Origin of the sequence: Blastococcus saxobsidens DD2, from assembly GCF_000284015.1 — a bacterium.
GTDB lineage: Bacteria > Actinomycetota > Actinomycetes > Mycobacteriales > Geodermatophilaceae > Blastococcus > Blastococcus saxobsidens_A.
In genome coordinates, this window is record NC_016943.1 from 4742731 (window position 1) to 4768521 (window position 25791).

Annotated in this window: 20 protein-coding genes; 5 read left to right on the forward strand and 15 right to left on the reverse strand. The window is 73.7% G+C overall.

What is annotated here, in order from left to right:
- Window positions 1-1419 (forward strand): amidase, encoded by a 1419-nt coding sequence (locus BLASA_RS22500; RefSeq protein WP_014378586.1) that lies wholly within the window; start codon window positions 1-3, stop codon window positions 1417-1419.
- Between the two features lie 145 nt (window positions 1420-1564).
- Here BLASA_RS22500 and BLASA_RS22505 read toward each other — a convergent pair whose 3' ends face one another.
- The 4 genes from BLASA_RS22505 to BLASA_RS22520 form a co-directional block, all read right to left on the reverse strand.
- Window positions 1565-2938, reverse strand: coding sequence for a glucose-6-phosphate dehydrogenase (locus BLASA_RS22505; protein WP_014378587.1), 1374 nt, complete (start codon window positions 2936-2938; stop codon window positions 1565-1567).
- The gene (locus BLASA_RS22510) at window positions 2935-4791 is read right to left on the reverse strand and encodes a glycoside hydrolase family 15 protein (RefSeq protein ID WP_041775915.1); all 1857 of its coding nucleotides are present in this window, start codon (window positions 4789-4791) and stop codon (window positions 2935-2937) included. The genes BLASA_RS22505 and BLASA_RS22510 overlap by 4 nt, the downstream gene beginning before the upstream one ends.
- Before the next feature lie 102 nt (window positions 4792-4893).
- The gene (locus BLASA_RS22515; protein WP_014378589.1) at window positions 4894-9921 is read right to left on the reverse strand and encodes an NAD-glutamate dehydrogenase; all 5028 of its coding nucleotides are present in this window, start codon (window positions 9919-9921) and stop codon (window positions 4894-4896) included.
- 59 nt (window positions 9922-9980) lie between these two features.
- Window positions 9981-10352: a phage holin family protein gene (locus tag BLASA_RS22520; protein ID WP_014378590.1), complete on the reverse strand. Its 372-nt coding sequence runs from the start codon at window positions 10350-10352 to the stop codon at window positions 9981-9983.
- Window positions 10353-10665: 313 nt separating this feature from the next.
- On the opposite strand from BLASA_RS22520, the gene BLASA_RS22525 reads away from it, so the two are divergent.
- The gene (locus BLASA_RS22525; protein ID WP_014378591.1) at window positions 10666-11859 is read left to right on the forward strand and encodes an ATP-binding protein; all 1194 of its coding nucleotides are present in this window, start codon (window positions 10666-10668) and stop codon (window positions 11857-11859) included.
- Between the two features lie 195 nt (window positions 11860-12054).
- The gene (locus BLASA_RS22530) at window positions 12055-12513 is read left to right on the forward strand and encodes an ATP-binding protein (protein ID WP_014378592.1); all 459 of its coding nucleotides are present in this window, start codon (window positions 12055-12057) and stop codon (window positions 12511-12513) included.
- 84 nt (window positions 12514-12597) lie between these two features.
- Here BLASA_RS22530 and BLASA_RS22535 read toward each other — a convergent pair whose 3' ends face one another.
- The 8 genes from BLASA_RS22535 to BLASA_RS23780 all read right to left on the reverse strand — a co-directional run bounded on the left by BLASA_RS22535 (window position 12598) and on the right by BLASA_RS23780 (window position 18392).
- Window positions 12598-13086 carry a hypothetical protein gene (locus BLASA_RS22535; RefSeq protein ID WP_014378593.1) on the reverse strand — a complete coding sequence of 163 codons (489 nt, stop codon included), beginning with the start codon at window positions 13084-13086 and terminating at the stop codon, window positions 12598-12600.
- Entirely contained in the window at window positions 13083-13445 is a 363-nt protein-coding gene (locus BLASA_RS22540; protein WP_014378594.1) for a response regulator, read from the reverse strand. Before BLASA_RS22540 ends, BLASA_RS22535 begins: the two co-directional genes overlap by 4 nt.
- Window positions 13442-13984: a chemotaxis protein CheX gene (locus BLASA_RS22545; protein WP_014378595.1), complete on the reverse strand. Its 543-nt coding sequence runs from the start codon at window positions 13982-13984 to the stop codon at window positions 13442-13444. The genes BLASA_RS22540 and BLASA_RS22545 overlap by 4 nt, the downstream gene beginning before the upstream one ends.
- Window positions 13981-14451: a response regulator gene (locus BLASA_RS22550; protein WP_014378596.1), complete on the reverse strand. Its 471-nt coding sequence runs from the start codon at window positions 14449-14451 to the stop codon at window positions 13981-13983. The genes BLASA_RS22545 and BLASA_RS22550 overlap by 4 nt, the downstream gene beginning before the upstream one ends.
- Window position 14452: 1 nt before the next feature.
- Window positions 14453-15277 carry a CheR family methyltransferase gene (locus tag BLASA_RS22555; RefSeq protein ID WP_014378597.1) on the reverse strand — a complete coding sequence of 275 codons (825 nt, stop codon included), beginning with the start codon at window positions 15275-15277 and terminating at the stop codon, window positions 14453-14455.
- A complete protein-coding gene (locus BLASA_RS22560) occupies window positions 15274-16398 on the reverse strand; it encodes a protein-glutamate methylesterase/protein-glutamine glutaminase (protein WP_014378598.1) in 1125 nt (374 codons plus the stop codon). The genes BLASA_RS22555 and BLASA_RS22560 overlap by 4 nt, the downstream gene beginning before the upstream one ends.
- Window positions 16399-16876: 478 nt before the next feature.
- Entirely contained in the window at window positions 16877-17782 is a 906-nt protein-coding gene (locus tag BLASA_RS22565) for a hypothetical protein (RefSeq protein WP_014378599.1), read from the reverse strand.
- Window positions 17783-17960: 178 nt separating this feature from the next.
- Window positions 17961-18392, reverse strand: coding sequence for a PepSY domain-containing protein (locus BLASA_RS23780; protein WP_014378600.1), 432 nt, complete (start codon window positions 18390-18392; stop codon window positions 17961-17963).
- 250 nt (window positions 18393-18642) lie between these two features.
- On the opposite strand from BLASA_RS23780, the gene BLASA_RS22575 reads away from it, so the two are divergent.
- The gene (locus BLASA_RS22575) at window positions 18643-19317 is read left to right on the forward strand and encodes a response regulator transcription factor (protein WP_014378601.1); all 675 of its coding nucleotides are present in this window, start codon (window positions 18643-18645) and stop codon (window positions 19315-19317) included.
- Window positions 19314-20669, forward strand: coding sequence for an ATP-binding protein (locus BLASA_RS23785; RefSeq protein ID WP_014378602.1), 1356 nt, complete (start codon window positions 19314-19316; stop codon window positions 20667-20669). The genes BLASA_RS22575 and BLASA_RS23785 overlap by 4 nt, the downstream gene beginning before the upstream one ends.
- Window positions 20670-20735: 66 nt before the next feature.
- On the opposite strand, the gene BLASA_RS22585 is transcribed toward BLASA_RS23785, so the two are convergent.
- The 3 genes from BLASA_RS22585 to BLASA_RS22595 all read right to left on the reverse strand — a co-directional run bounded on the left by BLASA_RS22585 (window position 20736) and on the right by BLASA_RS22595 (window position 25402).
- Window positions 20736-21203, reverse strand: coding sequence for a chemotaxis protein CheW (locus BLASA_RS22585; protein WP_014378603.1), 468 nt, complete (start codon window positions 21201-21203; stop codon window positions 20736-20738).
- A gap of 1 nt (window position 21204) precedes the next feature.
- Window positions 21205-23625 carry a chemotaxis protein CheW gene (locus tag BLASA_RS22590; protein WP_014378604.1) on the reverse strand — a complete coding sequence of 807 codons (2421 nt, stop codon included), beginning with the start codon at window positions 23623-23625 and terminating at the stop codon, window positions 21205-21207.
- A 163-nt stretch (window positions 23626-23788) separates the two neighbouring features.
- Entirely contained in the window at window positions 23789-25402 is a 1614-nt protein-coding gene (locus tag BLASA_RS22595) for a methyl-accepting chemotaxis protein (protein WP_014378605.1), read from the reverse strand.
- Between the last annotated feature and the right edge of the window lie 389 nt (window positions 25403-25791).

The following is a 25791-nucleotide window of genomic DNA, read 5'->3' on the forward strand; positions in this document are numbered from 1 at the left end:
ATGACCGCCGACGACGACCTCTGCACCCGCCCGGCGACCGAGCTCGCCGCCCTGGTACGCGACCGCGAGGTCTCGGCCCGGGAGCTGCTCGAGGCGCACCTGGCCCGCATCGAGCGGCTGAACCCGCAGGTGAACGCCGTCGTGACCCTCGACGCGGAGGGCGCGCGGGCGGCCGCCGACGCGGCGGATGCCGCCCAGGCCGCCGGCGAGCCGCTGCGTCCGCTGCACGGCCTGCCGGTGGCGCACAAGGACACCCACGCCACCGGCGGCATGCGGACGACCTGGGGCTCGCCCCTGCACGCCGACACGGTGCCGCTGCGCGACGAGCTGGTGGTGGCCCGCATGGCGGCCGCCGGAGCGATCCGCGTCGGCAAGACCAACGTGCCCGAGTTCGCGGCCGGCTCGCACACGTTCAACACCCTGTTCGGCGCCACCCACAACCCCTACCGGCACGGGTTGTCGGCGGGCGGCTCCTCCGGCGGGGGCGCGGCCGCGCTGGCCGCCGGGTTCGTCCCGCTGGCCGACGGCAGCGACATGGGCGGCTCGCTGCGCAACCCGGCCGCCTTCTGCAACGTCGTGGGGCTGCGCCCGACCCCGGGCCGGGTGCCGACCTGGCCGGCGCCGATGGCGTGGTCGCAGCTGTCCGTGCAGGGCCCGATGGGGCGGACGGTCGCCGACGTCGCGCTGCAGATGTCGGTCCTCGCCGGGCCGGACCGCCGGGTGCCGATCGCGCTGGACGACGACCCGGCCGGTCTCGCCGCTCCGCTGCCCGAACGGCTCGACGGCCTGCGCGTCGCATGGGCGCCCGACCTCGGCGGCCGCGTCACCGTGGACCCGGCGATCGTCTCGGTGCTCGCCGCCTCGGTACGGGTGTTCGAGGACCTGGGCGCCACCGTCGAGGACGACTGCCCCGACCTGTCCGGTGCCGACGAGGTGTTCGGGACGCTGCGGGCCTGGCTGTTCGACACGAACTTCTCCGAGCTGGCGCGGCGGCACCCGGACCAGGTGAAGGAGTCGATCCGCTGGAACGCCGGGCTGGGCGCGCAGCTGAGCGGCGCCGACCTGGCGCGCGCGGAGCAGCTGCACACGAAGCTGCACGAGCGGATGGTCGCCTTCTTCGAGCGCTACGACGTGCTGCTCGCCCCGACGACGCAGGTGCTGCCCTTCCCGGTGGAGATCGAGTACCCGACCGAGATCGCCGGCGTCCACCAGGAGAACTACCTGGAGTGGATGCGCTCGTGCACCGTCATCTCGGCGACCGGCTGCCCGGCGCTGTCGGTGCCCGGCGGGTTCACCCCCGACGGGCTGCCGGTGGGTTTGCAGGTCGTGGGGCCGCCGCGCGCCGACCGGCGGGTGCTCGAGGTCGGGCACGCCTTCGAGCAGGCCACCGGCTTCGGCCGCCGTCGCCCCGCCCTCTGAAGTCCTCTAGATCTTTCTAGCACTCGAGCTAGAGGAGTCCATGCGCCGCGAGATCCAGGACACGCGCCGAGTGATACGACGTCGTGGCCATCAGCGGCTGATGGCCACGACTCCGTAGCACTCGAGGAAGGGCGGGGCGCCTCGGTCAGCCGCGGGCCGGGCCGTCGGAGCCGGCGGGGTACGCCAGCAGCGGCACCTCGTCGGCCGCCCAGGCGGCGAGGATCGGCTCCACGATCCGCCAGGACTCCTCCGCCTCCACGTCGCTGATCGACAGCGCCGCCTGCCCCGCGAGGAGCTCGTTCAGCAGCAGCCCGTAGGCCGACAGCCGGGTCGGCGGGAGGTCGACCTCCAGCGACCGGCGCTCCAGGTCGAACGGGTCGCCGGCACCGTTGAGGTTGACCTCCAGGCTGATCCCGTCCGGGAGCAGGCGCAGCCGCAGCAGGTCCGGCTCGGGCCTACCGCCGTCCTCGCGGCCCCGGTCGAACGCCAGGTGCGGCACCGGCTTGAACCTGAGCACGATCTCGTGCCGGTCGGCGCCCAGCGCCTTGCCCGAGCGCAGCCGGAAGGGCACGCCCGCCCACCGCCAGTTGTCGATCTCCACGGTGTACTCGGCGTAGGTCTCGGTGCCGCGGTCGGGCTCGACGCCGTCCTCGGCCGTGTAGTCGGGCAGCTCCCGGTTGCCGACGGTCCCCGCGGTGTAGCGGGCGCGCACCGTGTCCCGGCGCATGTCGCCCGGCGGGCGGACGGCGCGCAGGACGTCGGCCTTGCGCGCGGCCAGGCTGCGGGCGTCCAGCGCGGCCGGCGGCTCCATCGCCACCACGGCCAGCATCTGCAGCAGGTGGTTCTGCAGCATGTCGCGCAGCGCGCCGGCGGTGTCGTAGTAGCCGGCGCGACCCTCCAGCCCCAGCGTCTCGTCGAACACGATGTCCACCCGCTCGACGTGCTGGGCGTTCCAGACCGGCTCGAACATCCGGTTGGCGAACCGCAGCCCGAGGATGTTGAGCACCGTCTGCATCGCCAGGAAGTGGTCGGTCCGGAAGACCGACTCCTCGGGCACCAGCCGGTGCAAGACCTCGTTGAGCTTCCGGGCGTCGGCCAGGTTCCGGCCGAACGGCTTCTCGACGGCGACGACGGCGCCCTCGGGCAACCCCACCTCGGCCAGCGCCTCCAGGGTGGGCAGGAAGACCGTGTTCGGCAGCGCCAGGTAGACCACCGGCACGCCGCCCGCCCGGTCCAGGCCGGCCCGGAGGTCGGCCGGGAGGGTGACGTCGCCGTGCCGGTACCCCAGCCACCCCACCAGCCGGTCCCGCGACTTCTCCGGCACGTGCCCGGCGTGCTCGGTGAGCCGCGCGCGGGCCCACTCCCGGTACTGGTCGTCGGACCAGTCCTGCTGGCTCACCGCGAGGACGGCGACCGGCTCGTCCAGGACGCCGGCGTCGACCAGCTCGGCCAGGCCGGGCAGGAGCAGCCGGCCGGTGAGGTCGCCGGTGCCGCCGAGGATCAGGAAGGACCGGTTCATCGGGCGTTCCCCTCCCGGCCGGCGAGCGCCCGGCCGAGGCTCCAGCCGCTGGTGATCACGCCCACGTGGCTGAACGCCTGCGGGAAGTTGCCGAGGAACGCGCCGGTCGACGGGTCGATCTCCTCGGCCAGCAGCCCGAGCTCGGTGGCCCGCCCGCACAGCGAGTCGTACAGCTGCACCGCCTCGTCCAGCCGGCCCTGACCGGTGAGGTTGTCGACCAGCCAGAAGCTGCAGAGCAGGAAGGCGCCCTCCCCGCCGGCCAGCCCGTCGGGGGATTCGGTGTGCAGGTACCGGTAGAGCAGGCCGTCGCCGGCGTCGAGGTGCCGGCGCACCGCCTCGGTGGTCGCCACCATCCGCGGGTCGTCGGCGGCGATCAGCCGGCGCAGCGGCAGGGTGAGCAGCGAGCCGTCCAGCCCGCCGTGGCCGGTCTCGCCCGGCGGCGTGAGGTGCTCGGTGAACGTGCCGCGCTCCGGGTCCCAGGACCGCTCCAGCAGCGTGCTCCGGATCAGTTCCGCCTCCCGTCGCCACCGGTCCTCGGGGAACGGCAGCCCGCAGAGTTCCCCGATCCGGATCGCCCGGTCGACGGCGACGTGGCACATCCCGACCGAGTAGGTGAACGGGCGGCCGGCGTCGCGGATCTCCCAGATGCCGTTGTCCGGGGTCCGCCACTGCCTGATGGCCTCCTCGGTGAGCTCCTGCAGCGCCCGCCACAGCGGCGGCTCGAGCACCCCTCCGCTGCGCACCCACTGGTAGGCGACGTCCAGCAGCTCGCCGTAGACGTCGTTCTGGATCTGGCGGGCCGCGCCGTTGCCCCACCGGACGGGCCCGGAGCCGCGGTACCCGGACAGCGCCAGATCGGTCCACTCCATCCCGGGGCGCTTCCCGTCGAGCGTGTAGCAGATGCTCGCGCGGTCGTCCCGCTCGACGTTGCGCAGCGTCCAGGCCAGGAAGGCGTTGGACTCGTCCTGCATGCCGATCCGCCGCAGCGCGTAGCTGGAGAAGGCGGCGTCCCGCACCCAGGTGAACCGGTAGTCCCAGTTGCGGCTGCCGCCGATCTCCTCGGGCAGGGACGACGTCGCCGCCGCCATGATCGCGCCGGTGGGGGCGTGGTCGAGCAGCTTGAGGGTGAGCGCCGACCGGCGGACCAGGTCGTTCTGCGGGCCGCTGTACTGCAGCCGCCCGGCCCACTCGCGCCACGCGGCAGCGGTCTGGTCGATGAGCACCTCGGGCTCGGTGCCGATGCGGGTGTGGGTCTGGCCGGACCACTGCAGGGCGACGGTGAGCCGCTCGCCGTCCTCGAGCCGTACCCGGCCGCGGATGGCGCCGTCGCCGGCGACGGTCACCGGGGAGGAGCAGGAGAACAGGATCTCCAGGCCCGGCTCGGCGGCCCACTGGATCCGCCAGGAGCCCAGCTCCGGGCGGACCAACACGCCGTCCATGGGCGCCAGCGTGACGTCGACGTCCACCGCGCCGCCGACCGCGCGTGCCAGCCGCAGCAGCTCCCCGCGGCCCGACGGCACCGGCTCGGCGAGGTCGGCGCCCTTGCGCAGGGTGAGGCAGTCGGTCAGCTCGAGCCGGCCGTCGGGCCCCTGCAGCTCGGTGACCAGGATGCCGGTGTCGGGCAGGTAGCGCTGGGCCGATTCGCGCAGCCCCACCGGCGTGACGTCCAGGCGGCCGCCGCGATCGGTGTCGAGGATGCCGGCGAGGAACGGCCGGCTGTCGAAGTTCGGCAGGCACAGCCACGGGATGCTGCCGTCGCGGGCCACCAGGGCGCAGGTGACGCCGTCCCCGATCAGGCCGTGGTCCTCGATGGGCAGGTAGCCGTCGGTGCGGGTGAGCGGGCGTAACGGCACGGGATCGGTCCTCGCGTCGGGGGCAGGGGTCTCCCCGACCGTGCCCCGCAGCATGACGGCCAATCACCGCCGGCATGACGGTGCCGTGACGGATGCGTCGGGCTACTTGTCCCCGGGACGCGGCAGCCGGCGGGCCTGGCGGCGGCGGCGCAGGCCGCGCAGGGTGCGGACGGCGACGAGCAGCTCGGCGAGCTCCTGCCGGTCGCCCGCCGTGATGTCGGCCAGCTGTGCCGCGGCCCGGCGCTGCGCGGCGTCCCAGCCCTCCTCCCACCGCCCCACGAGGTCGCCGGGCGCCTCCTCGTCGGAGGCGCGCAGGGTCAGCACGTCCTCGGTCAGGGAGGACTGCTCCATGGCCAGGTCGTCGCGCAGCGAGGCCCGCGCCATCGACGGCCACCGGCGGTCGCGCGGCAGGGCGGTCACCAGCTCGCGCAGGGCCACCAGCCCCAGCCGCTCGGCCAGCCGCTGCATGACCTGCCCGACCAGCGCCACCGGCGCCCCGGTGCGCTCGGCGACGACGGCGAAGTCCAGCGCAGCCGGCAGCAGCGGCGCGGCCGCCACCTGCGCCGCCAGCTCCGCGGGCAGGCCTGCCTCCTCCAGCCGCGTTCCCCGCGCCGCGAACCCCTCCGCCTCGCTGCCCAGCAGCCAGCCGGGCAGCCCGGCCTGCACCTCGCCCACCGCTGGGGCGAACCGGTTCGTCACGTCGGCCAGCGGGGGCGGGGCCTCGGCGGTGAGATCGGCCTGGCGGAGCAGCCAGCGGGTGGCCCGCTCGGCCAGCCGGGTCGCCTCGGTGCGCACCTCGATCTGGGTCGCGGCCGCCACCCGGCTGTCCAGCGGCCGGACGGCGTCCCACATCCGGTCGACGCCGAAGACGGCCCGGGCGACGGCGTGCGCGCGCACCACCGTGGGCAGCGGCACCCCGGTCTCCTCGACCAGCCGGAAGAGCCCGGTCGCGCCGGCGACGTTGACCGCCCGGTTGGTCAGCGCGGTCCCGATGATCTCCCGGCGCAGCGGATGGCCGGTCACGGCGGCCGGGAACCGCTCCCGCAGCGGGGCCGGGAAGTACTCGACCAGCAGGTCATCGAGCGCCGGATCGTCGGGCAGCGAGGAGGCGAGCACCGCGTCCCCGGCCTGCAGCTTGGCGTAGGCCAGCAGCACGGAGAGCTCCGGGCTGGTCAGCGCCTGCCCGTCGCGCCGCCGTTCGGCCAGGGCGCGGGCGTCGGGCAGCGCCTCGACCGCGCGGTTGAGCCGGCCCGACCGCTCCAGCGACCGGATGAACCGCTCGTGGGAGTCCAGCAGGCTGCGCGCCGACGACGTCTCCACGGCGAGCGTGGCGTTCTGCGCGTGGTTGTCGGTGAGGACGGCGGCGGCGACGTCGTCGGCCATCTCCCCGAGCAGCGCCGCCCGGCCGTCGGCGTCGATGCGCCCCTCGTCGACGACGCGGTTGAGCGCGATCTTGATGTTGACCTCGTGGTCGGAGGTGTCCACGCCGGCGGAGTTGTCGATCGCGTCGGTGTTCACCCGGCCACCGGTGAGCGCGTACTCCACCCGGCCGCGCTGCGTCAGCCCGAGGTTGCCGCCCTCGCCGACCACCCGGGCGCGCACCTGCCCGCCGTCCACCCGCACGGCGTCGTTCGCCTTGTCCCCCACCTCCAGGTGGCTCTCGGTCGCCGCCTTCACATAGGTGCCGATGCCGCCGTTGAACAGCAGGTCGACCGGCGCCAGCAGCACCGCCCGCATCAGCTGGACCGGGGTGGCTGCCGTGACGTCCCCGGGGAGGCCGAGGGCCGCGCGCATCTGCCCGGAGACCGGGATGGACTTGGCGGTCCGCGGCCAGACGCCGCCGCCCTCGCTGATCAGCGCGGGGTCGTAGTCGGCCCACGAGGAGCGCGGCAGGTCGAACAGCCGGCGGCGCTCGGCGAAGGACGTCGCCGCGTCGGGCGTGGGGTCGACGAAGAGATGCCGGTGGTCGAAGGCGGCGACCAGCCGGATGTGCTCCGAGAGCAGCATGCCGTTGCCGAAGACGTCACCGGACATGTCGCCGACGCCGACGACGGTGAAATCGTCGCGCTGGACGTCGAGGTCGAGCTCACGGAAGTGGCGGGTCACCGACTCCCAGGCGCCGCGGGCGGTGATGCCCATCGCCTTGTGGTCGTAGCCCACCGAGCCGCCCGAGGCGAACGCATCGCCCAGCCAGTACCCGCGCTCGAGCGCCACCGAGTTGGCCAGGTCGGAGAAGGTCGCCGTCCCCTTGTCGGCGGCGACGACCAGGTAGCTGTCGTCGCCGTCGTGCCGGACCACGTTGTCCGGCGGGACGACGGCGCCGGGGGCCACCCCGTCCGTTGCCTCCCAGTTGTCGGTGAGCGACAGCAGCGCGCCGATGAACAGCCTGTAGCAGGCCTGCCCCTCGGCGACCACCTCCTCGCGGGAGGCCCCGTCCGGCGGCGGGTTCTTGACCACGAACCCGCCCTTGGCGCCGGTCGGGACGATGACGGTGTTCTTCACCATCTGCGCCTTGACCAGGCCGAGCACCTCGGTGCGCAGGTCCTCGCGGCGGTCGGACCAGCGCAGCCCACCGCGGGCCACCTTGCCGAAACGCAGGTGGATGCCCATGACCCGCGGGGAGCTGACCCACACCTCGTGCGCCGGCCGGGGCTCGGGCAGGTCGGGGACCGCGGCGGGGTCGAGCTTGAGCGCCAGGGGTCCACCGGCGTAGTACGTGGTCCGCTGGGTGGCGGTGATCGCGGCCAGCAGCGAGCTGAGCACCCGGTCGGCGTCGAGGGAGGCCACCTCGCCGATGGACTGGCGCAGGGCCTCGACCAGCTCGGCCTGCCGGGGCTCCCGCCCGCGGGCGCGGCCGGGGGAGAACCGGGTCTCGAAGAGCGCGACCATCCGGGCCACGACCCCGGGGTGCGCGGCCAGCGTGGCCTCGACGTAGGCCTGGCTGAACGGCAGCCCCGCCTGGCGCAGCCACTGCACGTAGGCGCGCAGGACGGTGACCTGCCGCCAGTTGAGCCCGGCCAGCAGAACCAGTGCGCCGAGGCCGTCGTCCTCGGCCTCCCCGCGCCAGACCGCGCCCACGGCCTCGGTGAACCGCTCCGGCAGGGAGCGGAGCAGCGGCAGCTCGACCGGCGGGACGGCCACGCCGAAGTCGTAGATCCAGGTGGGGGACGCACCGATCCGGTCGATCTCGTAGGGCCGCTCGTCGACGACGTCGACGCCCATGTGCTGCAGCACCGGGAGGATCTGCGACAGCAGCAGCCGCTCACCGACCCGGTACACCGACAGCCGCCGTTCCCCGGGGGCCGCACCGGCCGGCGTCCACAGCCGCAGCCCCAGGTCGCCGGGGGTCAGCGACTCCAGGCGGACCAGGTCCTCCACGGCCCGGGCGGCGGGGAAGTCCTCCTGGTACGCGGCCGGGAAGGCGTCGGCGACCCGGGCGAACACCGTCTCGGCATCCGCGCCGTGCCGGGCGGCGAGGGCCTCGGCCAGGTCGTCGGTCCAGCTGCGCGCCGCCGCGGCCAGCTCGGTCTGCAGCCCCTCGACGTCGACGTCGGCGGGCGGCGTCGCAGGCGCGCCCTGCCGGCGCACCGGCAGCCGGACGACGAAGTGCAGCCGGGCCAGCACCGATTCGGTGGAGCGCGCGGTGAACTCGATGCCGGAGCCGCCGAGCCGCTCGAGCAGCAGCTGCTGCATCGCCAGCCGGACGGCGGTGGTGTACCGGTCCCGCGGCAGGTAGACCAGCGCCGACCAGAACCGCCCGGTCGGGTCCTGCCGCAGGAACAGCCGGGTCTGCCGCCGCTCCTGCAGGTGCAGCACGGCCATCGCCACCGGCAGCAACCGGTCCGCCCCGACCTGCATCAGCTCGTCGCGGGGATAGGTCTCCAGGACGTCGAGCAGCTGCTTGCCGGTGTGGCTGTCGGCCGGCACGCCGGAGCGGCGGATCACCTCGCCGACGCGGCGGCGCACGAGCGGCACGTCGAGCACGCTGGTCCCGTACGCGGTCGACGGGAACAGGCCGACGAACCGGCGGCGCCGGGTCACGCCCTGGCTGTGCGGGAGGGTGACGGCGACCAGGTCCAGCCACGCCCGGCGGTGCACCGACGAACGGGTGTCGGCCTTCGTGACGGTGAGCCGGTGGCGCCCGGTGACCCCGGGGGCCTCGGGCGGTGCGGTCGCCGAGCGGGCCACGTCGGTGTCGCTGCGGAGCACCCCGAGGCCCGTCCCGGGCACCGGCCGGGCGACGGTCCCCTCCTCGTCCTCGGTGATCTCGACGTCGCGGGCGCCGAGGAGGACGAAGTTGCCGTCGGCCAGCCAGCGCAGCAGGGCCGCGGCCTCGGCCGGGTCGTCGGCCGGGTCCTCGACCGGGCCGGACCGGTTCCCGTCCCCGGTGGCGAGGTCGTCGAGCTCGGCGGCCAGGTCGACCATGCGCGCGCGCATCCGGTCGCCGTCCTCGTGCACCGCCCGCACGTCGTCGAGGACGGTGCGCAGCCCGGTGACCAGGTCGCCGGCCGCCTCCTCGTCGAGCGGGCCGTCGAGCACGACGGCCATCCATGACTCGGCGACGGCGCCGTCGCCGCAGGCAGCGGCGTCCAGGCTGTCGCACAGCGCGGTGATCCCTCCGCGCAGGTCGCGGCGGACGACGAGCAGCGGGTGGACGACGTGCTCCAGCCGGAACCCCTGCCGGACCACCTCGGCGGTGACCGAGTCGACCAGGTAGGGCATGTCGTCGGTGACCAGCCGGATCACCGTCCGGGCGGCCTCCCGCTCCCGCGGGACGGGCTGGACATCGATGACCGCCGCCCCGGGCAGGCGCTCCGCCGCGAGGGAGAGGTGCCCGAGGGCGAGCGCGGCCAGGTGCGCCGGGTCGGTGGCCAGGACCTCCTCGGCGGGCTCGCTCCAGAAGTAGCGACGGAAGAACGCCGGCAGCTCCCCGGCACCGCACCCCGCGGGCAGCACGGCCGCCCCGCGCTCGGCGTCGGCCACGGCCGCCCCTGCCGCCGCCCGCAGCAGCTGAGCCTTCTCGTCCCGGCCGGCCTCGAGGGCGGCCAGTCCGGTGAGGGAGCCGCCCGCGGGACCACCGTCCCGCTCCCCGACGGCTGCGTCGTGGACGACACCGGTGTCACTCGCCATGCCAGGCCACGCTACTGCTCCCCGAGACGCGCGTCACGGCGACGCCGGACCGGCCGCGGTCAGTGGTCGAGCAGCTGGTCGGCCACCCAGCCGACGACGGCGAAGATCAGGCCACCGAGCACGGCGGTCCCGAAGCCGTCGACGCTGAGGTGCTCGGTGATCGCGGCGGTCAGCGCGAGGAGCGCAGCGTTGATGACCAGCAGGAACAGGCCCAGGGTGAGGAGCAGGAACGGCAGCGACAGCAGCCGCAGCACCGGGCCGACGACGGCGTTGACCACGCCGAAGATCAGGCCGATCCACAGGTAGGCGCCGTACTCCCCCAGCGGGCCGCCCGGGTCGGTCACGACCTCCAGCCCCGGCAGCACGTCGAAGGAGGTCAGCACGTAGAACGCCGCCGCGAAGACGACGACCTTGAGCAGGAACTTGATCACGGCGGCGACGCTAGCGGCGCGACGTCGCCGACTGGGGGATCTCGCCGGGTCTATCCCGGTCTAGCGTCGGAGCTAGAGAACTGCAGATGGACCTGTCCTCCGATCAGGAGAGCGGGAACACCCCGCCGGCGACGTACCGACCAGCGCACCCTCGACGCTCACCTGCTCTACCGATTTCTAGACATCGAGCTAGAGATCTCCAGACAGCGGTCGACGGGTCCCCCGATCGCTGGATCGGCGGCTCCGCCCGACACGCTAGGCCGTTCTACCGGTCTCTAGACGGGACGCTAGAGAAGCCCATACGGTGGTCGACATGGATCCGGTGCGGAACCCCTACGCCCCTGGCGCCGGGCAGCGGCCGCCCGAGCTCGCCGGCCGCGACGGCGAGCTGTCGGCGTTCGACGTCGTCCTGGAACGCATCGCGCGCGGGCGCCCCGAGCGTTCCCTGGTGCTCACCGGGCTCCGCGGCGTCGGCAAGACCGTGCTGCTGAACCAGCTCCGGTCGGCGGCGATCGCCCGCGGCTGGGGCACCGGGAAGATCGAGGCGCGCCCCGAGCAGTCGCTGCGCCGGCCGGTCTCCTCGGCGCTGCACATGGCGCTGCGCGAACTCGGGCCGCGGCACGGCGACCAGGAGTCGGTGGCCGAGGTGCTGGGTGTGGTGAAGGCGTTCGCCCAGAGGGTGAATCCGGCGGAGGCGAAGGTGCGCGACCGCTGGCAGCCGGGCATCGACGTCCCCGCGGCGAGCGGGCGAGCCGACTCCGGCGACATGGAGATCGACCTGGTCGAGCTGCTGACCGACGCCGCCGGGGTGGCCGCGGACATCGGCAGCGGTATCGCGCTGTTCATCGACGAGATGCAGGACATCCAGCCCGACGACGTCTCGGCCATCTGCGCCGCCTGCCACGAGCTCTCCCAGCAGGGCGCCCCGCTGATCGTCGTCGGCGCGGGCCTCCCCCACCTGCCGGCGGTGCTCTCCGCGTCCAAGAGCTACTCCGAGCGACTCTTCCGCTACCTGCGCATCGACCGGCTCGACCGGGAGGCCGCGGACCGGGCCCTGCTGGCCCCCGCGGAACGCGAGGACGTCACCTTCGAGCCCGACGCCCTGGATGCGCTCTACGACGCCGCCGACGGCTACCCCTACTTCGTCCAGGCCTACGGCAAGGTCACCTGGGACGTCGCCGCCTCCTCCCCCATCACCGCCGCGGACGTCGTTATGGCCGCGCCGGTGGCCGAGGCCGAGCTCGCCGTGGGCTTCTTCGGGTCGCGGTACGACCGCGCCACCCCCGCCGAGCGCGAGTACATGCACGCCATGGCGGAGCTGGGCGGGGACGCCGGCGCGGCGGTGGCGACGTCGGAGGTCGCCGTCGCGCTGGGGCGCAAGCCCGCCTCGCTCTCCCCGGCCCGCGACTCGCTGATCAAGAAGGGGCTGGTCTACTCGGCCGAGCGGGGCCAGATCGCCTTCACCGTGCCGCACTTCGGCCGCTACCTGCTGCGCCATCCGGACTAGGTGGCTACCCGGCGTCGGCCCCGCCCCACGGGGTTGTACCGGCCTGCAGCCCGACGAGCCAGCCTGACGGATTCACCGCGTGAAATCAACCGCCTTCGACGCGGCGATCTGCGGAACCGGACGCATGCGGGGTTGACACCGCCCGGACCGGGGCACCCCTGGATCCGTCGGTGACCAGGACTCGAGGGGGAGAGCATGGCGCGACTCGCATGGCCGCTGCGCCCGCTGCCCGATGGGCGTGGCGAGGTCTGGCGGTGGCGACTCGGTGCACTCGCCGAACTGCCCCCCGCCCGCGCCTCCCTCCGCAGCCATCTTGGGGGCCTCGGCTTCCCCGACGACCCGGCCGACGAGTGCAGCGAGCAGCTGGTGCTCGCGTTCGACGAACTGGCCTCCAACGCCCTGCGCCACGGCGAGTCACCGGTGGTGGCCACGGTCGTGGCCGGCAGCGGCGGCTGGCTGCTCGACGTGAGCGACCGCGCTCCGGAGGCCATGCCGGCCCCTACCGTCGACCGGGACCCCGCGCAGGGCGGAATGGGGCTGCAGCTGGTGGCCCGCCTGTCGGTGGCGCACGGCTGGTACGTCGACGACGGCTGCAAGCACGTCTGGGCCTGCCTGCCCACCAGCGGCGACGAGCAGGCCCGGGCGATCGCCTGACCGGCTCGCGGAGTGCGGTGCACCGCAGAGGCCCAGGACCGGTCCGGTCCTGGGCCTCCGTCGTTCAGCGCTCGGCGCTCATCCTCACGGGATGACGAAGGAGATCGCTCCCTTGCCGTAGGTGGGCACCTCGATGGCGAGGTCCACCCGGTTGAAGGCGGCGAGCATGCCCTCGATGTCACCGGGCAGGTCCTCACCGGCCGCGTAGAGCTTGTGCAGCTTCGAGTGCGGGGCACCGGCGGTGTTGAACAGCGCGGAGAGCACGTTCACCACCTCGTGCAGCGCCTCGACCTGCATGCCGGTGAGCTCGCCGTCCTCCTCGACCGCGTCCTGGGCGCCGCCGGGCGGCAGCAGGGCCAGGGCTGAGCCGGTGTAGGCCGACGCCCCCAGGTCCATCAGGCACAGGGCGTTGACGTTCATGTACGGGTCCACGTAGACGGCCACGGACACCGGCTTGTCCGGCGTCGGGGTGACCGGTGCACCGGGGGAGACGGCGACCGGCTTGCCGACCAGACCGGTCAGCATGTCGCGGACGTCCTTGGCGGCGGGCAGTTGCACGGCGGCGGCGGTCATGCGATCACCCCGTCCAGGTGCTCCTTGAAGATGTCCTCGTTGAACGGCTTGGCGATGAGGAACATCGCACCGGCGTTCGCCGCCTTCTCGCGCATCTCCGGCGAGCCCTCCGAGGTGACGAACCCGAAGGGCACGGCCGAACCGCTGGCCCGCAGGGCCTGCAGGCACTCGATGCCGGTCATGTTGGGCATGTTCCAGTCCGACAGGACCAGGTCCGGCCTCTCGGACCCGACCTTGGCCAGCGCGTCGGCGCCGTCCTCGGCCTCGACGATGTCGTGGTCGTCGTACCCGGCCTGACGCAGCGTGCGGATGACGATCTGCCGCATGACGCGGCTGTCGTCGGCGATCAGGATCTTCACAGTGACACCTCGTTCTCGCGCGTGGGGGAGGACACCGGCAGTGGCGGAAGGGCGCCCTGCACGGAGATGGAGACCGGCTCGCCGCGCCAGACCACGTCGACGCGGCACACGTCGACGGGGTTGCGGACGACCGGGGCGCTCCCGACCTGGGGCAGGCTCAGGCCGGACGGGCCGGGCAGCGCGGCCTTGACGTTGCCGCCGACGACGTTGGCGATCTCGCCGAAGGCGTCTTCGACGTCCTCGTGCTCGAGCACCTCAGGAACGGCCTCGCGCAGCAGGGCGCGGGACAGCTCTTCCGCCGTGCCACGGCCGGTGGTGAGGACGACGCTGCCGGTCCAGGGGCCGACGACGTCCACCCAGCTGGACACGATGTCCACCGGGGCCGCACCGGGGATCGGGACGAGGACCTCGTCCTCACCGACGAGGGCGACCCAGGTCTCCTCGGCGATCGAGAGGACGGTGGCCTCGTCGATCAGATCGGTGATGACCGGACGGGCGTCGCTCGCGCGGCGACGCTTCCTCGTGTCGATCGTGCTCACAGGGCGACCTCCTGGTCGCTGCTCCGCAGGGGAACCGGAACCACTACGCGCGCTTCGTCACTGCTCCGCAGGGGAACCTGATGCCCTACGAGCGCTTCTTCGGGGAGCAGGCCGAGCAGCGCGAGCTTGTCGCGGATGGCGTCGGCGGTGAACGGCTTGATCACGTACTCGTGCGCGCCGGCGGCGAGCGCCCGCACGATCTGGGTGTGCTCGCTCTCCGAGGTGACCATCATGATCGTCACGGAGCGCCAGGCCGGGTTGGACCGGACGGCGGACACGAACTGCAGCCCGTCCATCACCGGCATGTTCCAGTCGACGCAGACCAGCTGGGGCATCCAGCCCTCGTCCAGGACGTCGAGCCCCTCCCGGCCGTGGCCGGCGTCGCGCACCTCGTAGCCGAGACCGGTGAGGATGCTGGTGACGATCCGGCGCATGGCGCGGGAGTCGTCGATCACCAGGGCACGCATGTCAGGCCCCCTTCAGTGGGCGGTAGGCGGAGCTGCGGCCGATCACGACCCGCTCCCAGGAGTCGTCGACGCCGAGGGTGGTCTCGGCGGCGCCGAGGAAGAGCCACCCGTCGGGGCGCATGAGGTCCCGCACGCGGCGGAGGATCGTCTGCTTGGTCGGCAGGTCGAAGTAGATGAGCACGTTGCGCAGGTAGACCACGTCGAACGGGCCCATCCGCGGCAGCGGAGCGGCGAGGTTGCACTCGCCGGCGTTGACCATCCGGCGGAGGTTGGCCGATACCTCCCACTCGTTGCCGACCCGGCTGAAGTGCCGGACGAGCATGGGCGCCGGCAGGCCACGGTTGACCTCGAGCTGGCTGAACCGGCCGGCACGGGTGCGCTGCACCATCTCGCGGGAGAGGTCGGTCGCGGTGATCGACACCCGGGAGGTCGCGTTGGGCAGGGCGTCGTCCAGCAGCATCGCGATCGTGTACGGCTCCTGGCCGCTGGAGCTGGCCGCCGACCAGATCTGCAGCCGCTCGTTCGCCCCGCGGGCCGACAGCAGCGACGGCAGGACCGTGGAGGTCAGCGCGGTGAACGGGTCGCCGTCACGGAACCAGGACGTCTCGTTCGTGGTGAGCGCCTCGACGATCCTGCGGTTGTTGTCGGCATCGGGGCGGATCCGCACCGTCTCGACCAGCTTCGACACGTCGGTCAGGCCCATCTGCCGGGCGAGCGGCAGGAGACGGGCCTCCACCAGGTACTCCTTGCCCGGCTGGAGCACGATCGCGCTCTCCTTGCGGACGAGTTCACGGACCCAGTCGAAACTGGTCGCGGTCAGGCTCATCGACGACCTCCCACGGCCATAGCGGTTGTTGCGTTCAGCGGCGCGGCACCGGCGAGGTGCCGCTGGATGGCCTCGGCGACCCGGTCGAGCGGCAGGACCTCGTCGGCGTAGCCGGCCTGGGCGACGGCGCCCGGCATGCCCCACACGACCGAGGTCGTCTGGTCCTGCACGACGACGGTGCCGCCGGCGTCGCGGACCTCCCCGCAGCCGTTGCGGCCGTCGGCGCCCATGCCGGTGAGGACCACACCGAGCACCGCACCGTCGTAGGCCGCGACGGCCGAGCGGAAGAGCGGGTCGACCGCGGGCCGGCAGAAGTTCACCGGCGGGCTCTGGTTCAGCGACGTGGCGTAGGACGCCCGGCCGTTGGCGCGCACGACCAGGTGGTGGTCGCCGGGCGCCAGGTGCACGGTGCCGGGCACCAGCGGCGTCCCGTCGACGGCCTCCACCACGCGCAGCGCGCAGAGCCGGTCCAGGCGCTGGGCGAACTGACGGGTGAACACCGGCGGCATGTGCTGGGCCAGCAGGACCGGCACCGGCAGGTTGGCCGGCAGGGCCGGCAGCACGCGGGCCAGCGCCTCGGGGCCGCCGGTGGAGGAACCGATGACCAGCACGGCCGGCTTCTTGCCGGGGGCGGTGCGCGGGGCGGCCGGGCGCGGCGGTGCCACGGGTGCGGCCGCGCGTGCCACCGTCGTCACCGGGCGGCCGGTGAGCGCCTTGATCCTGGGGATCAGCTGCTCGCGGACGCTCTCCATCGACTGGGCCACGCTGCCGACGTTGGCCGGCTTGGTGACGTAGTCGTTGGCCCCTGCCGACAGGGCGTCGAGGGTCGCGGTGGCGCCGCGCTCGGTGAGCGTGCTGAACATGATGATCGGCAGGCGGCTGTGCCCTCGTCCCGCGCCGCCGCCGCGGATGGCCCGCACCGCCTCGATGCCGTTCATCTCCGGCATCTCGATGTCCATGGTCACCAGGTCGGGCTTGAGCTGCTCGAGCTTGGCCAGGGCGACCTTGCCGTTGACGGCGGTGCCCACGACCTCGATCCCCGGGTCCGCGGAGAGCACATCGGTGACGATCTTGCGGACGACGACCGAGTCGTCGACCACCATCACCCTGATCGGGTTCACACGTCCTCCTGGCCCCTGCCCCCGTCGACCGGCGGGCTCGTTGTTCTGTATCGGCATCTCCGCGTCGGGCTTGAGCCCTCCGGCGGTACGGCACCCGGCAACTCCCGGCCGGGCGGAAGGTGGACGACAGGGGATGCCGCGGCATGGCGGCAGGACGCGACGGAACTGCCGGCCGGCGACCGTGACCGACATTCCGGGGAATGGCGGCAGGCCGGATCCGGACGGCGTGGAACGCCGTGCTCTGGGACGCCCCAGCGCCGCGCGGCCGCGCTGCCGGCGGCTCGGGCGGGCTGGTGCGACCTGGAGATTTTCGGCGGGGAACGGTCTGACTACAGCCGACACGCAGAAGGCGTGGCCCTATCTCTCGGCCATCGGTGGAGATCGACGACGTCGGGGGCGGCGACCCGTTCTCCCGTTGTCGGCACGGCCCTCGGATGAGCGGCGCGCCTGGCACCTGGCCGCGCGGGCCGCGGGTGGGTCAGGAGAGCGCGGCGACCCGGCGTCCGGGGCCACGCAGCACGGCGACGGCGTCCCCGTTCAGCAGGTCGTCCAGCACGATCACCTGGACGCACCCGGCGACGGCGTTCCACACCCCGGCGGCGCCGTCGTGGAGGTCGAACCCCCCGTCGAGGAAGGCCTGGACGGCGAGCAGCTGAGCGGCGGCCAGTGGCCGGATCCGCCCGGAGACGTGCGCCCCCCACGAGGCCTCGTGCATGGCGGTCGCCCACGGGCGGTGCCCGGCCCGGTTCTCGTCGACGGCGACCCGCCAGCGCGCCCGGCCGGCCTCGTCCAGGTCGCGCACGGTGGCGAGGAAGGCGGTCAGCTCGTCGGCGGCGGGCCCCAGGCCCCAGGCGCCGGGCGCCGCCAGCGGGCCGGCGTCGAGGGCGCGGTCGAACGCCGCGGTCAGGTCCCGCCGGACCAGCGGCGGCAGGACCCCTGCCGCCCAGAAGCCCACGGCCGCGTCGGCCAGGACGTCCGCGGCCTCGTCCCACTCGTCGGCGTCCGTCTGCCCGTGGAGCCCGTGCTCGTGGCCGAGGACGTCCTCCCGGAGCAACCGCTCCAGCGTGGGGGCGTCCCCGATGGTGCCCTGCTCGAGCTGGGCGACCAGGAGGGCGACGCGATCCCCACCGCCCTGGCCGGCCTCGGCGGCGGAGCGCATGTGCGGGACGCCGGCGGCCATCTCGCGTGCCCGGCGCGACCGGACGGCGCGCACCCCGCGCTGGTCCCGGTCCAGCCCGCGGCAGGGATGGGTGGCGGCCAGCCGGGTGAGGGCGGATTCGTCAGCCCCCAGGCCGGTGAGCAGGACCTCGGCCACGGCCCGGCCTGCGGGCAGGCGCACCAGATCGAAGCCGAGGGTGGCGGCACTCACCAGCGAGTAGGGCACGGCAGGCCTCCACGGGCTCCGGGAACGGGACGGACCCATGCTGTCTGCCCTGCCCCCGGAGCACCATGCGTCCGTCACCCGTTCGCTGGAGGGCCATTCCCCCTACTGCGCGTGTCACGCCATGCACGGTCAGCGATGCATGACGCTGTGTGACGGGGCGTTGCCCTGTGGTGGTGGGTCAGTCGTCGTCCTGACCGTCGTCCTCGGCCTCGTCCTCGTCGTCGTCCTCGAGCTCGCTGCCCAGCACGCCGGCGTCCCCGGCGTCGACGGTCACCTCGTGCAGGGAGCCGTCCGCGGCGCGGACCTCGACCTCCCAGACGACGTACCCGTCCTCGTCCTCCAGCTCGGCGCCGACGACCTCGCCGCCGCCCAGGGACCCGACCGCCGCGTCCGCCGCGTCCGCCTCGTCGACCGTGGCGAGCTCCGCGAGCGCCTCCTGCTCGGCGGCGTCGTCCTCCGGCAGGTCCGCCTCGTCGACCGTCACCGTGCCGGGGCGGCTCAGCTCCTCGCCCTCGTCGCCGCCGCCGGTGGCGACCGCCACACCGCCGGCTGCGGCCAGGACGACGGCGGTGCTCGCGGTGATGACGGCAGCTCGCTTGGTGATGCGCATGAGAGTTCCTCCTCGACGATCCGGCCACGTGCCGGGTGCGTCGACCACGGTGCCCGCCCCGGATGAGGATCCGATGAGCCGCACCTGAGCCGCCCTCTCATCGCCGACGCGGTGTCCGCCGGGCGGGCACCGCGATCCGCACCGCGGGACCGCCGTCCTCACGGTGCAGCGCGAGGACGGCGACCGCGAGGTGAGGGCGGCGGGTGCCGCTCTCACCGTCCCCTCATCGGGCCGTGCCAGCCTTGCGGTCATGCGGGTGCTGGTCGTCGAGGACCACGGCAACATGCGCGACGTCCTCGTGCGCGGCCTGACCGAAGCCGGGCACGCCGTGGACGCCGTCGCCGACGGGCCCGGTGGGCTCGCCCGGGCCGCGACCGGCAGCTACGACGCCGTGGTGCTCGACGTGATGCTCCCCGGCATGGACGGCTTCGCCGTCTGCGCGGCGCTGCGCGACCGGCAGGTGTGGACGCCGGTGCTCATGCTCACCGCCCGGGACGCCGTGCCGGACCGGGTGCACGGGCTGGACGCCGGCGCCGACGACTACCTGGTCAAGCCGTTCGCCTTCACCGAGCTGCTCGGCCGGCTGCGGGCCCTGCAGCGCCGCGGCGCACCGCCACGGCCGGCGGTGCTCGGCTGCGGCCCGCTCTCCTTGGACCCGGCGGCCCGCGTGGTGCGCTGCGGCGGCCAGGTCGTGGAGCTCTCCCGCCGCGAGTTCACGCTGCTGGAGTTCCTGCTGCGCCACCCCGGGCACGTGCTCTCCCGGGCACAGATCCTCGAGCACGTCTGGGGCCACGACTACGACGGCCAGTCCAACGTCGTCGACGTCTACGTGAAGTACCTCCGCGACAAGATCGACCGGCGGTTCGGCCTGGATCTGGTGCAGACCGTGCGCGGCACGGGCTACCGGGTGGCGTGCGCGGAGTGAGTGCCGTCTCCCGGCTGCCGATCAGCGTGCGGCTGGCGGCGCTGTCGACCGCCTCGCTCGCCGCACTGCTGGTGCTGGTCGGGGTGGTCGTGCACCTGCTGCTCGGCACCGCGCTGCGCGAGGGGGTCGACCAGCGGCTCGCCGATCTGGCGGCCGCCCTGCCGGAGGACCTGGTGGGGCGGGAGGTCGGCGAGGACGGGCTGGGGCTCGACCTCGACGACCGCACGGTGCAGATCGTCGACGGCGGCCGGGTGGTGGGTGCGGCCGGCGACGACGTGGCCGGCCGGCCGCTGCTGGCTGCCGCCCCCCTCGCCCGGGCGCGCGACGGTGACGCCGTGCTGCGGACGGTCCGTGCGGACGGCGAGCAGCTGCGCGTCCTCGCCGTCCCGTACGGGGACGCGGTCGCCGTCGTCGCCACCGAGCTCGAGGAGGTGTCGGACGCCCAGGAGGCGTTCGTCGCCGGGTTCGTGCCGGCCGCCGGCCTGGCCACCGTGCTCGCCGGGTTCCTCGGCTACGGCATCGCCCGCCGGGGGCTCGCACCGGTCCGGCGGGCGACCGCGGAGGCACTGGCGATCAGCGCGGCCGACCTGTCCCGACGGCTGTCACCGCCCGCGCACCCGGACGAGGTGGGGCGGCTGGTGCAGACCCTCAACGGGATGCTCGACCGGCTGGCGGCCGCCGTCGCGCGGGAACGGGCGTTCACCGCCGACTCCAGCCACGAGCTCCGTACGCCGCTGGCGATCCTCGCCGCGGAGGTGGAGCTGGCCCGCGACCGGTCCGCGGACGAGTCGGTGCGCCGGGGCCTGGACACCGCACTGGCCGAGGCGGGCCGGCTCTCGGGCCTGGTCGACGACCTGCTGGTGCTGGCCCGGGCCGACACCGGCCACCTGGAGGCGTCCCGGCCGCTGGACCTGGACGACCTCGTCGACCGGGTGGTCGCCCGGTTCGGCACCCTCGCGACCCGGCGGGGAGTGCGGCTGCGGGCCGAGGGGGCCGCGGTCGTGCGCGGCGACGCGGCGGGCGTGGAGCGGGCGGTGGCCAACCTCGTCGACAACGCCCTGCGGCACACGCCGGACGGCGGCACCGTGACCGTCCAGGTGCGCGCCACCGGCCCGGACAGCGCGGAGATCGCCGTGCAGGACACGGGCCCCGGCGTGCCGCCCGACCGGCTGCCGCGGTTGTTCGACCGGTTCAGCCGCGTGGACGACGCCCGGCACGAGCGGGGCGGCGCCGGCATCGGGCTGGCCATCGTGGCCGCGGTCGCCACCGCGCACGGCGGGGCGGTCACGGCCGGCAGCGGCCCGGACGGCGGGCTGACCGTCACGATGTCCCTCGGGGCCGGAAACGGCTGAGCGGCGGCGGGAGTCGTGCTCCCCCCGCCGCTTCGGCGTTCGTTCCGTCCGCACGACCCGCCTGGGTTACGCGCTGACTGCCTTCTGGACGTCCAGGGCCAGCAGCAGCTTCCCGTCGAGCTTGTAGGCGCCCCGGATCAGGTCGCGCGCCTGGCCCTCGAGGGTGTCCGGCGGTGCCTCGAAGTCGCCGGCGTCCACGTCGACCACGTCGGCGATGGAGTCGACCAGCATGCTGACGGCCTCACCGTGCAGCCGGACGACGATGACGACGGGGTCGGTGCCCTCCGGCCGCGGCGGCCGGCCGAGACGCTCGCGCAGCTCGATGGCGGTCACCACCTGGCCACGGAGGTTGATCAGCCCGGCGACGGCGGTCGGGGCGAGCGGCACGCGGGTGAGCTGCTGGCTGCGCAGCACCTCCTGCACGTGCTCGACCTCGATGCCGTAGAGGTCACCGTCCAGGCGGAAGGTGGCCAGCTGCCCGCTGATGGCGGGGGCTGTGCTCTTGGGGGAGAGGGCACCGGTCGGGGCGGTCACGTCAGACCTCCAGCAGGGAGTCGGAGACGCCGGACGGCGCCGAGGTGGGGTGGAGGGCGGTCGGGTGGGCGAGGGCGGTGGGGCCGGCCGAGTAGAACTGCGGGTCGGCCGCCAGGATCGCGGCGCGGACGTCGAGCAGCTCGGTGACCTTGTCGCCGAGGACGGCGGAACCGAGCAGGCCCATGTCGTCGATGTCGCTGCGCACTGCGGCCTCGCCGTCGACGATGTCGAGGATCTCCTCGACCACGATGGCCACGCTGCGCCCGCGGTCGGCGTAGACGATGACCTCCAGCACCTCGCGATCGCTCTCGCCGTAGGCGCCCAGGTGCCGGTCGAGCCGGACCATCGGCAGGATCGCGCCGCGGTACTGCACCACCTCGCGGTTGCCCACCTTCTCCACCGCCTCGGTGCGGACCTGCTCGAGGCGGGTGACGGTGTCGAGCGGGATGGCCACCCGGCGGCCGCCGCCGATGGCGGCCAGGAGCATCCGCTGCCGGTCGGTCTCGGTGGCCGCGGTCTGCAACGAGCCGGCGCGGGCCTCCTGGCGGTCGGTGGTCTCGGTGCGCAGCGCGCGCCGGGCGAGCGCCTGCACGTCGAGGATGAGCGCGACGGTGCCGTCGCCGAGGACGGTGGCGCCCGAGTAGAGCCCGATCGCCTTGAGCTGGCCGCCGACGGCCTTGACCACGATCTCCTCGGTGTTGATCACCCGGTCGACGACCAGGCCGAAGCGCCGTCCCTCGGAGCGCAGCACCGCGATGACCACGTGGCCGTCGTGCCGCTCAGAGGTGAGCCCGAGGACGTCGGTGAGCCGGACCAGCGGCAGCAGCTCGCCGCGCAGCCGGTAGACCGGTGCGCCGCCGACCTCCTCCACCGCGTTGGCGGCCTTCTCGGCGTCCAGGCTGACCAGCTCCTGCAGGCTGATCTGCGGGATGGCGTACCGGTCGGAGGCGCACTCGACGGTGAGCGCGGGGACGATCGCCAGGGTCAGCGGGATGCGCAGCCGGCAGACGGTGCCCACGCCGGCGTCGGACTCGACCTCGATGGTCCCGCCGATGGACTCGATGTTGGTCTTCACGACGTCCATGCCGACGCCGCGGCCGGAGACGTTGGTAACCGCCGCGGCGGTGGAGAAGCCGGGCAGGAAGATCAGCTGGAGGACGTCCGCCGGGCTCATCCGGTTCAGCGCGTCCTGCGTGAGCAGCCCGCGCTGCACCGCCTTCGCACCCAGCTTGACCGGGTCGATGCCGGCGCCGTCGTCGGCCACCTCGACCACGACCTGCCCGCTCTCGTGCCGGGCACGCAGGGCCAGCACGCCCTCGGCCGGCTTGCCCGCCTTCTTGCGGTCCTCGGGGATCTCGATCCCGTGGTCGACCGAGTTGCGCACCAGGTGGGTCAACGGGTCCTTGACCGCCTCGAGCAGCGTCTTGTCGAGCTCGGTGTCCCGGCCCTCCATCTCCAGGCGGATCGACTTCTTCAGCTGGAGACCGAGGTCGCGGACGACCCGCGGCAGCTTGGACCAGATGTGGTCGATGGGCTGCATGCGTGTCTTCATGACGCCCTCCTGCAGCTCGCTGGCGATCAGGTTCAGCCGCTGGGAGGCGCGGATCAGGTCGGTGTCGGTCTGCCGGGCGACGTTCTGCACGATCTGGTTGCGGGTGAGCACCAGTTCGCCGACGAGCAGCATGAGCTCGTCGAGCAGGTCGACGTCGACCCGGATCGTGCTGTCGGCGACGGCGCGGCGGGTCTGCCCACCGGCGGCGTCGGGGGCGGCGGCCTCCCCTTCAGGGAGGTCGACGACGGCGGGCTCGGGCACCGGGTGCTCCTCGGCGGCGGCAGCCGGCTCGACGGTCAGGTCATCGTGCAGATCCTCGACCAGCTGCTCCACGACGGGAGCGGGCTTCGGGGCCGCCTTGGCGCGCGGCACGCGCTTGGCCGGGGCGGCGGCCTTGGCGGGTGCCTTCGTGGCGGCGGCCTTCGCCGGCGCCTTCCGCGCGGGGGCGGCCGCGGGTGCGGGCTCGGCGGCCGCGGGAGCCGCGTCGCTCTCCATCGCGGCGCTGATCGCGGCGACGACCGCGGACACGTCGACGCCACCCTCGCCACCGGTCGCCTCGATCGAGGTCAGCAGCGACCGGACGGTGTCCACCATCTGCAGGAGGACGCTCGTCCGGGTCGGGGTGAGCGCCAGCTCGCCGTCCCGCAGGCGGGAGAGCATGTTCTCCCCGACGTGGGTGACCTCCTCCAGCCGGTTGAAGGCCAGGAAGCCGCTGGTGCCCTTGATCGTGTGGATGGTCCGGAAGATGCTGGACAGCCGCTCGCGGGAGTTGGGCTCCTGCTCGAGTGCGACCAGGTCGGTGTCGAGCTGGTCGAGGTTCTCGTGGCTCTCGACGAGGAACTCCTCGACGATGTCGTCCAGACCGTCCACTGTGTTGCCTTCTCTCTGGTTGCAAGGGGCGCAGTCGGCCCCATGGGGTCATCGGCAGGCCGCCGGCGAGTCCAGGTGAACCCGCCGGCGGCGCTCGCCAGTGGTGCTATCGGCAGTCAGGAGCCCACGACCGACCACCCGGCCGGGGAACGGCCGCTGGGCGTCAGTAGGTGAACCTCCCGACGCTGCTGCGCAGGTCGGCGGCCATCCGGGACAGCTCGTCGACGGCGGTGCGGGTCTGGGTCAGCGCCTGGGTGGTGGAATCCGCCGCGGTCGAGACCCCGGAGATGTTCTCCGCGATCTGCGTCGTCCCACCGGCGGCCTCCTGCACCGACCGCGACATCTCGTTGGTCGTCGCGGTCTGCTCCTCCACCGCCGAGGCGATCGTGGTCTGCCGGTCGGAGATCTGCGCGACGATCTGGCTGATCTCCCCGATCGCCGCCACCGCCGCCGTGGTGTCGCCCTGGATCGCCAGCACCCGGCGGGCGATGTCCTCGGTCGCCTTCGCCGTCTCCTGCGCCAGCTCCTTCACCTCGTTCGCGACGACCGCGAAGCCCTTGCCGGCCTCGCCGGCACGCGCCGCCTCGATCGTGGCGTTCAGCGCCAGCAGGTTCGTCTGCTCCGCGATGCTCGTGATCACCTTCACCACGTTGCCGATCTCCGCCGAGGACTCGCCCAGCTTCGCCACGGTCGCCGTCGTCGTCTCCGCAGCCGTCACCGCACGCGCCGCCACCTCACTGGCCTCCGCCGCGTTGCTGGCGATCTCCCGGATGCTGGCACCCATCTGCTCCGCGCCGGCGGCGACGGTCTGCACGCTGCGCGAGACCTCCTCCGCCGCCCCGGACACCACACCCGACTGCGCCGAGGTCTCCTCCGCCGACGCCGAGATCTGCGCCGAGGACGCGCTCAACTCCTCCGACGAGGCGGCAACAGCGTCCGCCGACTCGGCGACGGAACCCAGCACCGTGCGCAGGCTGTCCTGCGCCGAGGCCAGCGACTGCGCCATCCGCCCCAGCTCGTCGTCCGAGCTGACCTCGGGCCGCACGGTCAGGTCACCCTTGGCCAGCGCGTCCACCGAGGCCTGCACCGAGCGGACCGTGCGGACGATCTGCCGGATCACCCACATGGCGAGGGCGCCGGCGGCCAGGATGCCGATGGCCAGGGCGGTCCACAGGGTGTACGTCGCCGTGGTCGCGAGGTCCTGGCCGGCGGCCGCGTCGGCCTCGGCGTCCTCGGCCTGCCGGGTCTGCTCGGCGCCGAACGCGTCCGACAGCGCCCGTCCGGCGTCGGCGAGGGGACCGGTGGCCAGCGCCAGCGCTCCGGCCGTGTCACCGGCATCGGCAACCGGGTGGTACTGCTCGTCCACCACCGCGAAGTAGGCGTCGATGGCCTCGTGGACCGGCGCGAAGTCGGCCGGATTGCCGAGCGTGCCGACGTAGGTCTCCACCTCCGCCTCGAACTGATCCCGCCGGTCCTGCATGTCGGCGCGCAGGCTGTCCCGCGTCGCCTGGTCGGCGGGGCCGTAGATGTTGTTGCGGGCACGGATGCCCTGGAACGTGCGCTGCGCCTCGTTGAGCCGGACCAGGGGCTCGATGGAGTCGGTGTACAGGGTGTCGCCCGCATCGGCGAGCGTGCCGATGCGCTGGACGGCCAGCGTGGTGAGGCCGACCGCGACGAGTGCGAGGACGGTCAGCGCTGCGCCGATCTTCAGGCCGACCGGCTTGCTGGCGAACCAGCCGGCGCGCCCGGCGCGTGGCGCGGTGGTGGATGCAGACATGGTGGTGCTCCAGGAAGAAAGAGGGTGTTCGGCACCGAACTCGCCCGACGCTCATCGCCGGTCCGGGGCGGTAGTGACAACAGAAATGTAGAGCGGCAATTGGACCGAGATCGGCCGCAATTCCGGCGTGTCGGCGTCGGCGGGAAGAAAGGTCGGTGACCGGATTCTTCGTGTCGACTTGGCGGCACCGGGTGGCGACCATCGAATGCGTCGGTGCTGCGACGGAATGACAGGATGACGGAATTGCCCGAGTGATGCGGGGGCAGAGAGGCGCGGTGACCGGGAATCCGGTCACCGCGCCTTCGTGCGATGGAGCTGATGGAGTGCCGGCGGCCCAGTAGGTGAAGCCCCCACGGTGGTGCGCAGGTCGGCGGCCGTTCAGGACCGCT